Source organism: Streptomyces sp. NPDC003248 (assembly GCF_055563235.1).
Genome location: NZ_JBVHDT010000002.1, coordinates 173,800 through 188,884, shown reverse-complemented (window position 1 = coordinate 188,884; position 15,085 = coordinate 173,800). Strand labels below are relative to the sequence as shown.

The window sequence follows — 15,085 nt, the reverse complement described above, 5'->3', positions numbered from 1 at the left end:
GGTGTTTTCGTGGGCCGTCAGACCAGCAGTCTTTCGATCACCCGTGCGATGCCGTCCTCCTCGTTGGAGGACGTCACCTCGTCGGCCACGGCGGTGAGTTGCGGGTGGGCGTTGGCCATGGCCACGCCCCGTGCGGCCCAGGCGAACATCGGGATGTCGTTGGGCATGTCGCCGAAGGCGATCGTGTCGGCGGCCTTCAGGCCCAGGCGCCGGGCGGCCAGGGAGAGACCGGTGGCCTTGGACAGGCCGAGGGGGAGCAGCTCCACGATGCCCGCGCCGGCCATCGCGACGTTGACGAAGCCGCCCGCTGCCCGCAGGGCCGCCTCCGCCAGCTCGTCGTCGGAGAGCCGGGGGTGCTGTATGTAGATCTTGTTGAGCGGCGCGGACCACAGGTCCGACGCGTCGGTGAACGGCGTCGCCGGGAGCTTGCCGGTGACCGCGTAGCCGGGGCCGACGAGCACCTCCCCGTCCAGTCCGTCGCGGCTCGCCGCCAGGTACAGCGGTCCGACCTCCGCCTCGATCTTGGCGAGGGCCACTCCGGCCAGCTGCCGGTCCAGGGTCACCGACGTCAGCAGACGGTGTGCGCCGGCGTCGTAGACCTGGGCGCCCTGGGCGCAGACCGCGAGGCCGTCGTAGCCGAGGCTGTCGAGGATGTGCCGCGTCCAGGGGGCGGCACGGCCGGTCACGACGATGTGGGCGGCCCCCGCCGCGGTGGCCGCGGCGAGGGCGTCACGGGTGCGCCGTGAGATCGACTCGTCGGAGCGCAGCAGCGTCCCGTCGAGGTCGGTCGCGATCAGTCGGTAGGGGAAGCCCGGTGCGGTGGCCTCGCTCACTTGGCCACCGGCTCCAGCACCTCTCGGCCGCCGAGGTACGGGCGCAGCACCTCGGGCACGCGCACGGAGCCGTCGGCCTGCTGGTGGTTCTCCAGGATCGCCACGATCGTGCGCGGAACGGCGCACAGCGTGCCGTTGAGCGTGGCCAGGGGGCGGATCTGCTTGCCCTCGCGGACCCGGATCTGGAGGCGGCGGGACTGGAACTCGGTGCAGTCCGACGTCGAGGTCAGCTCGCGGTACTTGCCCTGGGTCGGGATCCACGCCTCGCAGTCGAACTTGCGGGCGGCCGAGGAGCCCAGGTCACCGGTGGCGACGTCGATCACGCGGAACGGCAGTTCCAGGGAGGTCAGCCACTGCTTCTCCCACTCCAGCAGGCGCTGGTGCTCGGCCTGGGAGTCCTCCGGGGTGACGTACGTGAACATCTCGACCTTGTCGAACTGGTGCACGCGGAAGATGCCCCGGGTGTCCTTGCCGTGCGAGCCGGCCTCGCGGCGGAAGCAGGGGGAGAAGCCCGCGTAGCGCAGCGGCAGGCGCTCGGCGTCGATGATCTCGTCCATGTGGTACGCGGCGAGGGGGACCTCGGAGGTGCCGACGAGGTAGAGGTCGTCCTTGTCGAGGTGGTAGACGTCCTGGGCCGCCTGGCCGAGGAAGCCGGTGCCCGCCATGGACTGGGGGCGCACCAGCGCCGGGGTGAGCATGGGGGTGAAGCCGGCGGCCGTCGCCTGGGCGATCGCCGCGTTCACCAGCGCGAGCTCCAGCAGGGCGCCGACGCCGGTGAGGAAGTAGAAGCGGGAGCCGGAGACCTTCGCGCCGCGTTCGACGTCGATCGCGCCGAGGAGCTGGCCGAGCTCCAGGTGGTCCTTGGGCTCGAAGCCCTCGGCGGCGAAGTCGCGGAGCTCGCCGTGCGTCTCCAGGGTGACGAAGTCCTCCTCGCCGCCGACGGGCACGTCGGGGTGGACGAGGTTGCCGAGCCGCAGGAGCAGTTCCTGGGTCTCCTGGTCGGCCGCGTCACGTTCGGTGTCGGCCGCCTTGACGTCGGACTTGAGCTGCTCGGCGCGCTTGAGCAGCTCGGCCTTCTCGTCCGCGGAGGCCTTGGGGATGAGCTTGCCGAGCTGCTTCTGTTCGGCGCGCAGCTCGTCGAAGCGGACGCCGGACGACCTGCGCCGCTCGTCGGCAGACAGGAGAGCGTCGACGAGCGCGACGTCCTCTCCACGGGCGCGCTGGGACGCGCGCACACGGTCGGGGTCCTCACGGAGCAGGCGAAGGTCAATCACGTGCTCAAGGCTACCGGTGAGGAGTGACGGCTCACGACTCACTATTGCGGAACACGGCTTACAGAGCGATATGGGTCGATTGCCTGGTGTGCTTGCGTGGGTCGATCGGAGTGCTCCGTGCCCTGGAACGGAGCGGGCGTCCGGCGCCGGGTTGACCCGATCGCCTTGTGGAGAACGGGACTTGGGAGCCCGTTGTCCACAGGTATCCACACCCGAGGAGAGTTATCCACAGGCTGTGAGGAAAATCTGTGGACATCGGAATTGATCATTCCTGAGGCGGTTCGTGGACCGCGTAATTCCTTGGTCAAACCGATCCCCCGCCCGCTTTCGGGTGGAAATGGGTCACCTCAAAGGGGCGATCGAAGGAAACGGAGGGACGAAGGGTGATCTGTAGGGCCGGGACCGCCCTTGTGGCCAGAAGGGCGATTTGTCGACTGAAGGGCACTTCGTTGTCGACTTGTCCCCAGGTCGAGAAGCCGCCCTGTGGATAACTTCTGTGGACAACGAAGATATGCCGGTCGGACCGGCCCGAGGGCGGCGGTGTGGGGACGCGGGGGCCCGGAGGGAGCGCCCGGAGGGGACGCCCGGAGGGGACGCCCGGAGGGGGCGCGGCCCGTGAGGTCAGAAACGGCCGTCCTGGCAGCGCGCGACCCAGTCCGCCGCCGCCACGAACTCCTCGTCCGAGGTGCCGGGCAGCGGAGCCTGCACATCGGCCGCGGTGACGTTCGCGCGCGGGTACGAGCCGAGGAAGCGCACATCACGGCAGATCCGCTTCAGGCTCGTGAGCGCCTCGGCCATCCGCCGGTCGGTGATGTGGCCGGCGGCGTCGATGCAGAAGCAGTAGTTGCCGATGCCCGCGCCGGTCGGCCGGGACTGCAGCACCATCAGGTTGATGCCCCGGGTGGCGAACTCGCCCAGCAGGTCCCGCAGGGTGCCGGGGTGGTCGTCACGCTGCCACAGCACGACGGACGTCTTGTCGGCCCCCGTCGGCGCCGCGGGCCGGGCCGGACGGCCCACCAGCACGAACCGCGTCTGGGCGTTCTCCGCGTCGTGGATCTCGGTCTCCAGGGCCTCCAGGCCGTACCGGGCCGCCGCGAACTCGCCCGCGAAGGCCGCGTCGTAGCGGCCCTCCCGCACCAGACGGGCGCCGTCGGCGTTCGAGGCGGCCGACTCCCACACCACGTCCGGGAGGTTCGCCTTCAGCCAGTTGCGCACCTGAGGCTGCGCGGCCGGGTGCGCGGTGACCGTCTTGATGTCCGACAGCTCGGTGCCGGGCCGGACCAGCAGCGCGAAGGTAATCGACAGCAGCACCTCGCGGTAGATCATCAACGGCGCGCCGGCGACCAGCTCGTCGAGGGTGGTGGTGATCCCGCCCTCGACGGAGTTCTCGATCGGCACGAACGCGGCCTCGGCCTCTCCCGTGCGCACCGCGTCCAGGGCGGACTGTACGGAGACGTACGGGACCAGCTGTCGGGTCGCCGTTTCGGGCAGCGTGCGCAGGGCGACCTCCGTGAAGGTGCCCTCGGGGCCGAGGTACGCATAGCTCGCTGGCATGACCTCACCCTAATGGCGCTTGCGGAACAGGACGCACGTGTCTCACGACGGCCGTTCCCCCGAGTGAATCCGCGTGACCTCGACAGCTTCCGGAAACGGCTCTGGACACCGGCCGTACAAGGCTCTCGACAGCAGCCGCACAAGACTCTCGACACCGGCCGCACAAGGCTCTCGACAACTGCCGCCGTACAAGGCTCTCGACACAGTCTCGCGACGCCTCTCGGCGGGACTTGGGCGGCGGTCGCGTTCCCCCTCAGGCCTCCAGCAGCCGCTGCCCCACGTACTCCCCCTGCGCCGCCCCGCCCGGTACCGCGAAGAGACCGCTCGCCTCATGGCGGATGTACGCCGACAGGGCGTCCCCGCGGTCCAGCTTGCGCTGCACCGTGACGAAGCCGCGCAACGGGTCCGCCTGCCAGCAGATGAAGAGGAGCCCCGCGTCCGGCACCCCGTCCGCGTCGATGCCGTCGTGGTACGAGAACGGCCGCCGCAGCATGGCCGCGCCCCCGTTCTGGTCCGGCCGGGTGATCCGGGCGTGCGCGTTGAGCGGCACGACCAGGTCGCCGTCGGCGTCCGTCTTCTCCAGGTCCATCTCGGTGGTCTCGGTGCCTCCGGTCAGCGGCGCCCCGTCGGATTTGCGGCGCCCGATGACCTGCTCCTGGGCCTTGAGCGACAGCTTCTCCCAGTCGTCGAGAAGCATGCGGATACGGCGTACGACGACGTAGGAGCCGTGGGCCATCCAGGCGGGGTCGTCCGAGCCGGACGCCGGCACGAAGATCCGCTCGTCGAAGTCGGCGTCCGTCGAGCGGGGATTGCGGGTGCCGTCCATCTGGCCCATGAGGTTGCGTGTGGTCATGGGGTGGGCGGTGGCGCCCGGTGTGCGGTTGAAGCCGTTCATCTGCCAGCGGACGGTGGCGGCGCGGCCCGCCTCCTTCTGGATCGCGCGCAGGGCGTGGAAGGCCACCAGGGCGTCGTTCGCGCCGATCTGCACCCACAGATCACCGTTGCTGCGGGACTTGTCGAGCTGATCGGCGGAGAAGTCCGGCAGGGGGTCCAGCGCGACCGGACGCTGCTTCTCCAGACCGGTGCGGGTGAAGAAGCTGTGGCCGAAGCCGAAGGTGACGGTCAGCCCGGACGGACCGGCGTCCCGGGCCACGCCGGTGTCGTCGTGCGGTGCCTCCTCGCCCGCCATCAGGCGCCGAGCCGTCTCGGACCAGCGGCGCAGCAGCGCGGCGGCTTCCTTGCGGCCCGCTCCGGCGGCGAGGTCGAAGGCGACCAGGTGCCCGCGTGCCTGGAGGCCCTGGGTGATGCCGGGCTGATGTTTCACGTGGAACATCGCCTGCTCGGAGCCGATCGAGGACAGCGGGGTCGCCTCGGCGGGCGCGGCGGCGTACCCGGCGCCCGCGCCCGCGGCACCGAGCACCAGCCCGGTGGCACCGGCGGTGCCGAGCAGCTTGCGCCGGGACAGGCTTCCGGGAGCGGAGGCCCCCGCGGGGACTGCCTCGGGGGCCGTCCCGCCATCGGTCTGGGAGCCGGTCCGGGAACCGGCCTCGGGACTGCTCTTCGACCCGGTCTCGGAGCTGGCCTTGGCGTTGGTCGCGGAGCTGCTCTTGGCACTGGCCTTGGCGTTGGTCGCGGAGCTGCTCTTGGCGCTGGTCTTGGAGTTGGTCTTGCGGTCGGTTCCGGTGTCGGCGTCGGGCGTGCGGGCCGCCCTGGTGGACTGGTCGGGCATGGTGCGGTTCAGCCGATCTGCGCGTTCTTGGAGACGGTCACCTGGTCGATGTCGGAGGTCCGCACGGTCACGGCGATCTTCCATTCGCCGGCCACGGGGATCTGCACTCCGTCCGCCGACCAGTGGCCGGTGGTGATGTGGTCGGGCGCGACGGGCAGCGGCCCGATGTCCTTGGCCGCGAGCGTGAGGGCAATCTTCACCTCGGGGACGTCGAAGGCGCGGCCGTTGGGGCGGGTGACGTAGACGTGCATGACGTTGGCGCCGGTCCGCGCGGGGTCGAGGTTCACGCTGACCACGCCCTGGCCGTCGGCGCCGCCGGTGTCGAAGGACATGTCGAGGGTCAGGGCGCCGGAGCCGGCCGCCGGGGACGACGACGAGGCCGCCGTGGCCGCCCTGGCCTCCTGCTCCGTACGGCCGGGCTCGGTGGACGTCAGCGCGGTGGTGACGGCGAGCAGCACGACGGCGACACCCGCCTCGGCGAGCACCGAGCGGCGCAGGCCGAAGCGGTTCGGGTCGGCGTCGCGCTGCCGCTTCTGCCGTGCGGCCTCCACGGCGGCCCGCTGCCGGGCGAGCTGCGCGGTCCGCTCGTCGTCCTTGTCGCGGGCTCCGGTACCGGCTTTCCCGGCCCTGGTACCGGCTTTCCCCCCACCGGTTTTCCCGGCTCCGGCGGCGGCCTTCCCCCCACCGGCTTCCCCGGTACCGGCGGCGTTCTCCGCACCTGCGGCCTTCCCTGCACCTGCGGCCTTCCCGGCACCGGCCGTGCTCACCTTCGCGGAGGCGGGTTCCCGCGCCGCGGACCGTGCCGCGACGGACGTCTTCCCGGGGGCGGCCAAGGGTGCCGTCTCCGTCATCCGCGTCGTCCACCGCCGTGAGATCCAGGCGAGGCCGACCAGCAGCGCCACCAGCCCGATCTTGACGAGCAGGAGCTGCCCGTAGCGGGTGTCGGTGAAGGCCGACCAGGACCCGAGCTGGCGCCACGACTGGTAGACGCCGGTCACGACCAGGGCGAGGACGGAGGCGAAGGCGACCTGTGAGAACCGGCGGACGGCCGGCGCCCCGACCGGTGCGTCCGAGCGGTACAGCGCCACGAGGAGCGCGCACAGCCCGCCCAGCCAGACGGCGGCGGCCAGCAGGTGCAGGACGTCCGCGGGCATCGCGATGCCGGGCTGCACCCCGGTGGAGGCGTGCTCCGCCATCGCCCAGCTCGCCGCGAGCCCGGCGGCCACGACCGAGCCGCCGACGGCCAGCCCGAAGGTCAGATCCCGCTTCTCCTCGTCCTCCCGCTTGTCGTACGCGCCGAAGAGCACGGCGATGAACAGCGCGGCCGCGGCGAGCAGCAGCAGCCGGGAGACCAGCGCGGCGCCCGTCTTCGTCTGGAGGACCTGCCCGAGCAGGTCGAGGTCGAAGACGTCGGCGACCTTCCCGGTGCCGGTGTAGGAGCCGCGCAGGAGCAGCAGGAACAGGGTGGCCGCGGTGAGCGCGAGCCAGCCGGAGACCACGAGCCGCTGCACGGCCCGCACCCCCGTGCCGCGCGGCCAGCAGGCCAGCACGAACACGGCCCCGCCGACCATGACGAGGTACCCGGCGTAGGACACGTACCGTCCGAACCCGTACAGCCCGCCGACGAATCCGCCGCCGGCCTCCTGCGCGGAGACCGAGACGCTGGTCTTCGAGGGGGAGCCGATGGAGAACGTGTAGGCGCCGGCGACGGGGTGGCTGTCGGCGGACACCACCTGGTAGGTCACCGTGTACGTGCCGTCGGGCAGCCCCGAGTGCAGGGGCACGGCGTAGGTGGTGCCGCTGACGTTGGTGGGCTCGCCGGTGTCGGCGCGTGTGCCCTTGGGGTCGAGGACGCGCAGGGAGTCGCCGTTCATCGCGACCTGTTCGGAGAAGGTCAGCGACACCTGCGCGGGTGCCGTGTCGACCACCGCCCCCTGCGCGGGGTCGCTGCCGGTCAGCGCGGCGTGCGCGGACGCCGGTCCGGCGCCGGCGAGGAGCGCGCCGGCGACGGCGAGGAACAGCAGCACCAGGGTCCGCACCCCGGCCGCCGCGGCGGTGCCCGGCCTGCGGGTCCTGGGCGTGCCGTTCGGCCTCCGGGCACCGGGGGCGATGGTCTGGCTCACGGTGGTCCTTCCCTCAGTTCCCGGTCTTCGGGGTGTAGGTGGCCGCTTCCACCGGCATCTGGACCTCGACGGTTCCGGACTCGGCGAAGTGCAGTTCCACGGTCACCTTCTCGCCCTGGCTCGGCTTGCGCGTCAGCTTCTCGAACATCAGGTGGTTCCCGCCGCTGGAGAGAACGAGCCGGCCGTGCGCGGGCACGTCGAGGGAGTCGGCCTCCTCCATCGTCCCGTCGACCGTCTCGTGGACGGTGACGCTGCCGGCGACGTCACTGCTGACGGACGTCAGTTCGTCCTTCGTCCCGCCCTCGTTGGTGATCGTCAGGAATCCGGCCGCCATGGAGTCGGAGACGGGCTGCGGCATGTAGGCGCCGCTCACGGACAGGTCGGCCGCCGAGGCGTCGGAGCCGCAGCCCGCGAGGACCAGGCTCCCGGCCAGGACCGCGGTGGCGCAGGCGGTGGACCGCCTCACGGGTTCTGCCCCTTGAGGATCTTGGGCAGGTCCTCGGTGTAGTCGTCGACCGTGGCGTCCTCGCCGTAGAGGAGGTAGCCGGCGTCCGTCTTGGGGGAGAAGGCGATGACCTGGGTGCCGTGGGTGGAGACCGTCTTGCCGTTCTTGTCCTTGTGCGGCGCCTCGATGGAGATACCGAGGGTGCGGGCGGCGGTCTGGATGGTGGTGAAGTCACCGGTCAGTCCGACCACCTGCGGGTCGATGCCCTTCAGCCAGGCGCCGAGCGCGGCGGAGGTGTCGCGGTCCGGGTCGGTGGTGACGAACACGACGCGCAGCTCGTCCTGCTCGGCCTGGGACAGCTGCTTCTTCGCCACGGCGATGTTGCTCATCGTCAGCGGGCAGACGTCGGGGCAGTTGGTGTAGCCGAAGTACAGCAGCGTCGGGTGGCCGGCGGTCTCCTCGCGGAGGTCGTACTGCTTGCCCTGGGTGTCGGTCAGCACCAGGTCCGGCTTGGTGAAGGGCTGGTCGAGCACGGTCGCGGCCTGCTGCGAGCCGTCCTCGGCGACGGCTGCGACGGGGCTGGAGCCGCTGTCGTCGCTGCTGCCGCAGGCGGAGAGGGTGAGGGAGGCGGCGGCCAGCAGCGCGGCCGCGGCGAACGTCGTCTTGCGCATGGATGAAAAGTCCCAGATGTGATGGTTCCGGTGCGCGCCGGGGTCATGGCCCCGGCGCGCACCACGGACGGCCTGACGTCAGGAGGCGTCGCCGGTTCCGGTGGTCCGGCGACGCCCGGCGAGCACGCCGTACGCCACACCGGCGGCGCCGACGACGATGCCGACGACGCCCAGGACGCGGGCGGTGGTGTCGGAGTCGCCGGAGGAGTCGGAGGCCTCGGTCGTGGCGGCGGCGGCCTCGGCGTCGTCGTCCTCAGAGGCGGAGGCGGAGGCGGAGGCGTGGGCGTGGTCGTCGTCGGCCGCGTCGGACAGGGTGAGCACGGGAGCCGGGGTGTCGGGCTCCTCGGCGCCCTCCTCCTGCACCTCGATCCAGCGCACGACCTCGTTGTTGGAGTACGTCTGGATCGCCTTGAAGACGACTTCGTCGGTGTCCTCGGGCAGCGCGCCGACGGAGACCGGGAACTGCTGGATGAAGCCGGGCTGGATGCCCTTGTCCTCCGCGGTCCAGGTGACCTTGGAGACGGCCTCGGTCACCTGCTGTCCGTGCAGCTCCAGCGGCTTGGCCAGCTTGCTCTTGGTGACGACGATCTTCCAGCCGGGGACCGCCTGCGGCAGCACCGAGGCCAGCGGAGTGTCGGTCGGGAAGTTGACCTCCAGCTTGGTGGTCGAGGCGTTGTCACGCTCGTTGGGGACGCGGAAGTTCACGAGGGCGTACCCGCCCTTGGCGGCCGTTCCCTCCGGCTGCACGCTCACGTGCGCGAAGGCGGGAGCGGACAGCACCAGAACGGTGGAGCCGGCGACGGCAGCGGCGGCGGCGAGACGAGAGATCTTCATGACGGCGAAGCACTCCACTCCGAGTGAGGTCTGCGGTGAGGTGGGGCGTGGGCACGGAAAACGTGCGCACGCGCGCGTGCCGCACGACGGCGGCCCCTCCCGGTGTGTCGTGGAGTGACGGGTCGCGTCGCGTCAGGCAGCGAGGACGAGGAGCGCGGCGGCCGGCGGTCCTCGCCTGATCACCGTGTGCTGGAGTGCCTCGGCGGGCGGCTTGAGCGGCGTGGACGGGGCGGTGCGCGGGGTGCGCGGGTACCACGCGGGCGTCCCGGGCAGCCCCGCGAGCAGGGCGCGGACCAGCGCGAGCGCCCCGCGCAGGGCCCGTACGAGCGCGCCTTCGGCGACGCCGTGCGCCGACAGGTCCATCAGCCGCAGCAGGGCGGTGTCGCCGCGCCGCAGCAGCCATCCGGCGGCCACCGCGGCGAGGACGTGGCCGAGCAGCATCGGCAGGGACGGCAGCAGCGACACCGACGAGCCGGCCGTGGACAGGGCGTCCGCGGGATGGTGCATGGCACTCATGCCGACGTCACCGCTCCCGGTGCCGGCCGCGGTACCGGTGCCGTTCCCGTAGACCCGCGCCTCGACGAGGATCCGCTGCGCCTGGGCGGGGCTGAGTGCCGCGGCCGTCGTGCCGCACAGCAGCCGTGCGGCCTGCTCGACCAGTGCGGCGTCGGAGACGTCCGCCGTGGTCGACGCCGCGGCCGCGGTGCCGTGCTGACCCAGTCCGAACAGGGTGTGCAGTACGGTCTGCCCCACCGCGAGCAGCGCGGCGATGCCGGGAAGGGAACGCTCACGTCCGGCGAGCGGCACGACGACCGCGAGGGCCCCGGCGAACCCCGCCCCCAGCGTCCACAGCGGAACGGCGGCGCAAGCGGCCATCGAGTGCCCGGCCCCGGCCAGCACGACGCAGACCGCGGCGAACACCGCGGCCCGCAGCAGCCGGAGAGAACCTCCGGAGCGCGCCGGGCGCCGGTGGGGGTCAGTCATGGCGGCCTCATCATCCCACTGGCCTTACGGCGCCCACACGGCAGGTCCACAACATGCCGGTGGTCCGGAAGATCACCTTTTGGTCATCCCTGGGGCAAGTGCAGCCTGAGAGGGTGCGCGGCGGGACAAGTGGGGCCAGTGGGACCAGCGGGATCGGAGGGCTCGGAGGGCTCGGAGGGCTCGGAGGGCTCGGAGGGCTCGGTGAGACCGCCACTCCAGGGCCCCGCAAAGGCCCGCATACACCGATTCGGCGCCGTGGCGCATCCCCCATATGGGCGGCATCACGCGGAATCCGCGCTTACCGAAGGGCCCGGGCGGCAATACCTATCGGTATGTCGAGCCGCGGCCAGGAGGCTGGAGCATGAGCATCTGGTGGTCACTCCATCTGCGGCGCGACGCCGCGAGCGTGCCCCTCGCCCGGCGTCTGTTGCTCGGCACCATGGAGACGGCGGGTGTCGACCCGGACGTCTCCTACGACCTCTCCGTCGCCCTCAGCGAGGCCTGTGCCAACGCCGTCGAGCACGGCGGGGGCGCCACGCACGGCGGCTGTTCGGAGGCGTACCGCGTCACGGCCTACCTCGACGGCGAGAAGTGTCGCATCGAGGTCGCCGACTCCGGCCCGGGCTTCGCCGCCGAGCGGCAGGTGCGCCCGTTCCAGGCCTACGAGGTGTCCGGCGCCGACGACGAGACGGGCCGCGGCCTGTTCCTCATCCAGGAGCTCGCCGACCACGTCCACATCAGCAACAAGCCGGGGCGGACCGGGGCCGTGGTGAGCTTCGACAAGATGCTCAAGTGGCGCAAGGGCGCTCCGCTGATGGCCGTCTGACGGACTGTCTGACGGACTGTCTGACGGGTTGCCTGACGGGTTGCCTGACAGGCTGCGTGACGGGCTGTGTGACGAGATGGCCGACGCCGGCCGGCCGTCTTCAGGTTCCACAGCACTCACAGCTTGCTCACAGTCTCACCCCACCTCCCTGACGGGTGGCGTTCCTACGTTCGTCCGCATGACGGGAAACCACGAGAACAAGACGATCACCAGGCGCCGCGCCCTCGCGGTGACCGGCGGCACGGCCGCCGCCGGTGGGCTCGCCGTCGTCGGCTACCAGTCGGCGTTCGCCGACACGGCCGCGGAGGGCGAGGCGACCGCGTCGGCCTCGGCGTCGGCTTCGGCGACCTCGACCGGCAGCAGCTGCATGACGCTGATGACGAGCGTCACGGAGGGCCCCTACTACCTCGATGGTGCCTTGGTGCGCAAGGACATCACCGAGGGCAAGAGCGGCGTCCCGCTCACCCTGCGCCTGACCGTCGTCGACGCCACCGACGGCTGCACCCCGGTCCCGGGCGCGGCCGTGGAGATCTGGCACTGCGACGCCTGGGGCTACTACTCCGGCTACACCACCGCCAACCCCGGCGGCTCGGCCCCCGCCGAGAGCGAGGACGGCTCGACCGCCGACGACGACACCTACCTGCGCGGCTACCAGATCGCCAACGCCAACGGGGTCGTCAAGTTCGAGACGATCTTCCCCGGCTGGTACACGCCGCGCACCTGCCACATCCACCTCAAGGTGCACACCGGCGGCCAGAAGGAGGACGGCACCTACGAGGGCGGCAAGGTCAACTACACCGGCCAGCTCTTCTTCGACGACGACATCGCCCAGGAGATCTTCACCCTGGAGCCGTACTCGAAGCACTCCGGCACGTACACCAAGCTCGCCGACGACATGGTCTACGACGACGGGGGCGCCTCCAGCGGCCTGCTCACCCTCAAGGCCGTGAAGAAGGCCGACCCGTCCAAGGGGTACAAGGGGTTCCTGACCGTCGGCATCGACCCGGACGCCGAGAACACCGGCGCGGGCAGCGGCGGCGGTGGCGGCGAGGGCGGCACGCCGCCGGGCGACGCCCCGACCGGCGCCCCGCCGAGCGACGCCCCTTCGGGCTCGGCGTCGGCCTCGACGTCCTCCTCGTCGTCGTAGGACATGGCCGTGACGAGCCGTGAGGACGAGGCGCTCGCACAGGCCGCCGTGTCCGCGCTGACCGGGCAGCTCGCCCTGGCCCCCAAGCCCGGGTTGCCCGACCCGCGCGATCTCTCCGCCCGCGTCACCCGCGTCGACCACCGCGCCCTGCGCTGGTCGGCCAAGGCGTTGGCACCCGGCCTCGCGGCCATGGCCGCCGCCGCCCGCCGTACCGGCGAACCCACGCCCCGGCTCCGCGCCGAGCTGGGCGCGATCGGGCGGTGCACCGAGCACTCGGTGGGGCTGGCCGGCGGCGGGCACCGGGGCGCGCTGTGGACGCTGGGTCTGCTGGTCGCGGCGGCCGCCCTCGATCCCCGCGCGCGGGGCACCGAGGTCGCCGCCACCGCCAAACGCATCGCCGCCCACACCGACCGGGCCGCCCCTCGGCGCCCGTCGCGGGGCTCGACGGTCTCGGCGAAGTACGGCGCGGCCGGCGCCCGCGGCGAGGCCCGGGCCGGCTTCCCGCACGTCCGCCGGGCCCTGGACGCCCTGGGCAAGGCCCGCACCGCCGGCGCCGACGAGCCCCAGGCCCGCCTCGACGCGCTGCTCACCGTGATGTCCACCCTCCAGGACACCGAGCTCCTGCACACCGCCGGCCCGGCGGGCCTGCGGCACGTCCAGGCGGGCGCCCGTGCCGTCCTGGAAGCGGGCGGTACGGCGACGGCGGCCGGCCGCGAGGCCCTGTCGGCGTTCGACGCGGACCTGCACGCGCGCGCGTGGAGCCCGCGGGGGAGCGCGGGACTGCTGGCGGGGGCGCTGTTCGTGGACGCGCTGCCGGTGAACACCTCCGCACGGGCTGCCTGATCCCGCCCGGCGGGGACGCGCGGGAACGCGCCGGGACGTGCGGTCCTGCGAACGGGCCGCCCGCTCCCGCGTGTCCCGGCGCCCTCGCCGGGCGAGTGCCAGTGCTCGCCGAGGTGTCCGACCGCGAGGCCCTCCGCATCCGCCCGCGCCACCGGTCACGGCGCCGGCCGGACACGGCCCTGTCCGGGCACGGCGATGGCCGGGCACGGCGATGGCCGGGCACCTCAGCAGTACCCGGCCATCGTCCCCGTATCAGGCCCGGCGCGAAGCCGTCGTCCTGCGTCCCGTCGTCCCGCGTCCTGTCGTCCCGTCGTCAGGCCCGGAGCGACGCCATCCAGGTCTCGACCTCGTCGGAGCGCCGCGGCAGCCCGTCGGACAGGTTGCGGTTCCCGTCCTCCGTCACCAGGATGTCGTCCTCGATCCGGACGCCGATCCCGCGGTACTCCTCGGGCACGGTCAGGTCGTCGGCCTGGAAGTACAGTCCGGGCTCGACCGTCAGCACCATGCCGGGCTCCAGCACGCCGTCCACGTACGACTCGGTCCGCGCGGCGGCGCAGTCGTGGACGTCCAGGCCGAGCATGTGCCCGGTGCCGTGCAGCGTCCAGCGCCGCTGGAGACCGAGCTCGAGCACCCGCTCCACGGGGCCCTCGACGAGCCCCCACTCCACGAGCCGCTCGGCCAGCACCCGCTGGGCGGCGTCGTGGAAGTCCCGGTACTTCGCGCCGGGCTTGACCGCCGCGATCCCGGCCTCCTGGGCGTCGTAGACGGCGTCGTAGATCTTCTTCTGGATCTCGCTGTACCGGCCGTTGACCGGCAGCGTGCGCGTGACGTCGGCCGTGTAGTACGTGTGCGTCTCCACACCCGCGTCGAGCAGCAGCAGGTCGCCCGAGCGCACGGGCCCGTCGTTGCGCACCCAGTGCAGGGTGCAGGCGTGCGGGCCGGCCGCGGCGATGGTGCCGTAGCCGATGTCATTGCCCTCCACGCGCGCGCGGAGGAAGAACGTGCCCTCGATGTAACGCTCGGAGGTCGCCTCCGCCTTGTCGAGGACCTTGACCACGTCCTCGAAGCCGCGGACCGTCGAGTCGACGGCCTTCTGGAGCTCGCCGATCTCGAAGTCGTCCTTCACCAGACGGGCCTCGGAGAGGAAGACGCGCAGCTCCTGGTCGCGCTCGGCGGTGACCTTGTCGGTCAGCGCGGCCTCGATGCCGGCGTCGTGGCCGCGCACGACCCGCACCGGGCCGGTGGCCTCGCGGAGCCTGTCGGGCAGCTCGCGCACGTCCGCGGCCGGGAGGCCGTACAGCTTCTCCGCCTCGGTGAGGGAGTGGCGGCGGCCGACCCACAGTTCGCCCTGGCCGGAGAGCCAGAACTCGCCGTTCTCGCGGTCGGAGCGCGGCAGCAGGTAGATCGTCGCGCTGTGGCCCTCCCCCGTCGGCTCCAGGACGAGGACGCCGTCCTCGGTCTGGTTGCCGGTGAGGTACGCGTACTCGACGGAGGCGCGGAAGGCATACTCCGTGTCGTTCGAGCGGGTCTTCAGGTTGCCCGCGGGGATCACGAGGCGCTCGCCCGGGAAGCGCGCGGAGAGTGCGGCACGGCGGACGGCGGTCTCGGCGGCCTGGGGGATCGGCTCCAGGTCCCGCAGCTCCGTGTCGGCCCAGCCGGACTTCATGTTCTCGGCGAGCTCGTCGGACACGCCCGGGTACAGGCCGTTCTTGCGCTGCTTGATCGGCTGCTCGCCCGCGTCGGCGGCGGCATCGTCCAGAACAGCTTCCGGGGTCTCCGGAATGAGCTCTTCTGCCACGTTCATCCTCCTAGGTACGGCACT

Annotated in this window: 13 protein-coding genes; 3 read left to right on the top strand and 10 right to left on the bottom strand. The window is 72.1% G+C overall.

Annotated elements, in window-relative coordinates; all coding sequences use genetic code 11:
* Window positions 1–17 precede the first annotated feature (17 nt).
* The 9 genes from ACZ3KJ_RS06190 to ACZ3KJ_RS06150 form a co-directional block, all read right to left on the bottom strand.
* Window positions 18–833 (bottom strand): HAD family hydrolase, encoded by an 816-nt coding sequence (locus tag ACZ3KJ_RS06190; protein ID WP_467525024.1) that lies wholly within the window; start codon window positions 831–833, stop codon window positions 18–20.
* On the bottom strand, window positions 830–2,107 hold the full coding sequence (gene serS, locus ACZ3KJ_RS06185; protein ID WP_467525022.1) for a serine--tRNA ligase: 1,278 nt from the start codon (window positions 2,105–2,107) through the stop codon (window positions 830–832). The genes ACZ3KJ_RS06190 and serS overlap by 4 nt, the downstream gene beginning before the upstream one ends.
* A gap of 621 nt (window positions 2,108–2,728) precedes the next feature.
* A complete protein-coding gene (gene pheA / locus ACZ3KJ_RS06180) occupies window positions 2,729–3,661 on the bottom strand; it encodes a prephenate dehydratase (RefSeq protein ID WP_467525021.1) in 933 nt (310 codons plus the stop codon).
* A gap of 253 nt (window positions 3,662–3,914) precedes the next feature.
* Window positions 3,915–5,390 (bottom strand): iron uptake transporter deferrochelatase/peroxidase subunit, encoded by a 1,476-nt coding sequence (gene efeB, locus ACZ3KJ_RS06175; RefSeq protein ID WP_467525020.1) that lies wholly within the window; start codon window positions 5,388–5,390, stop codon window positions 3,915–3,917.
* An 8-nt stretch (window positions 5,391–5,398) separates the two neighbouring features.
* Window positions 5,399–7,417 (bottom strand): copper resistance CopC/CopD family protein, encoded by a 2,019-nt coding sequence (locus tag ACZ3KJ_RS06170; protein WP_467525755.1) that lies wholly within the window; start codon window positions 7,415–7,417, stop codon window positions 5,399–5,401.
* A 109-nt stretch (window positions 7,418–7,526) separates the two neighbouring features.
* Window positions 7,527–7,979 carry a copper chaperone PCu(A)C gene (locus tag ACZ3KJ_RS06165; RefSeq protein ID WP_467525018.1) on the bottom strand — a complete coding sequence of 151 codons (453 nt, stop codon included), beginning with the start codon at window positions 7,977–7,979 and terminating at the stop codon, window positions 7,527–7,529.
* Entirely contained in the window at window positions 7,976–8,629 is a 654-nt protein-coding gene (locus ACZ3KJ_RS06160) for an SCO family protein (protein ID WP_467525017.1), read from the bottom strand. The genes ACZ3KJ_RS06165 and ACZ3KJ_RS06160 overlap by 4 nt, the downstream gene beginning before the upstream one ends.
* A gap of 78 nt (window positions 8,630–8,707) precedes the next feature.
* Window positions 8,708–9,463 carry a YcnI family copper-binding membrane protein gene (locus ACZ3KJ_RS06155; protein ID WP_467525016.1) on the bottom strand — a complete coding sequence of 252 codons (756 nt, stop codon included), beginning with the start codon at window positions 9,461–9,463 and terminating at the stop codon, window positions 8,708–8,710.
* 132 nt (window positions 9,464–9,595) lie between these two features.
* On the bottom strand, window positions 9,596–10,447 hold the full coding sequence (locus tag ACZ3KJ_RS06150; RefSeq protein ID WP_467525015.1) for a hypothetical protein: 852 nt from the start codon (window positions 10,445–10,447) through the stop codon (window positions 9,596–9,598).
* Between the two features lie 361 nt (window positions 10,448–10,808).
* On the opposite strand from ACZ3KJ_RS06150, the gene ACZ3KJ_RS06145 reads away from it, so the two are divergent.
* From ACZ3KJ_RS06145 to ACZ3KJ_RS06135, 3 genes are all read left to right on the top strand, one after another.
* Window positions 10,809–11,273, top strand: coding sequence for an ATP-binding protein (locus ACZ3KJ_RS06145; RefSeq protein WP_389518929.1), 465 nt, complete (start codon window positions 10,809–10,811; stop codon window positions 11,271–11,273).
* 178 nt (window positions 11,274–11,451) lie between these two features.
* Window positions 11,452–12,420 (top strand): intradiol ring-cleavage dioxygenase, encoded by a 969-nt coding sequence (locus tag ACZ3KJ_RS06140; RefSeq protein ID WP_467525013.1) that lies wholly within the window; start codon window positions 11,452–11,454, stop codon window positions 12,418–12,420.
* A 9-nt stretch (window positions 12,421–12,429) separates the two neighbouring features.
* A complete protein-coding gene (locus ACZ3KJ_RS06135; RefSeq protein ID WP_467525011.1) occupies window positions 12,430–13,263 on the top strand; it encodes a triphosphoribosyl-dephospho-CoA synthase in 834 nt (277 codons plus the stop codon).
* Between the two features lie 313 nt (window positions 13,264–13,576).
* Here the strand turns inward: ACZ3KJ_RS06135 and ACZ3KJ_RS06130 are convergent, their stop codons facing one another.
* Window positions 13,577–15,067 carry an aminopeptidase P family protein gene (locus ACZ3KJ_RS06130; RefSeq protein ID WP_467525010.1) on the bottom strand — a complete coding sequence of 497 codons (1,491 nt, stop codon included), beginning with the start codon at window positions 15,065–15,067 and terminating at the stop codon, window positions 13,577–13,579.
* Between the last annotated feature and the right edge of the window lie 18 nt (window positions 15,068–15,085).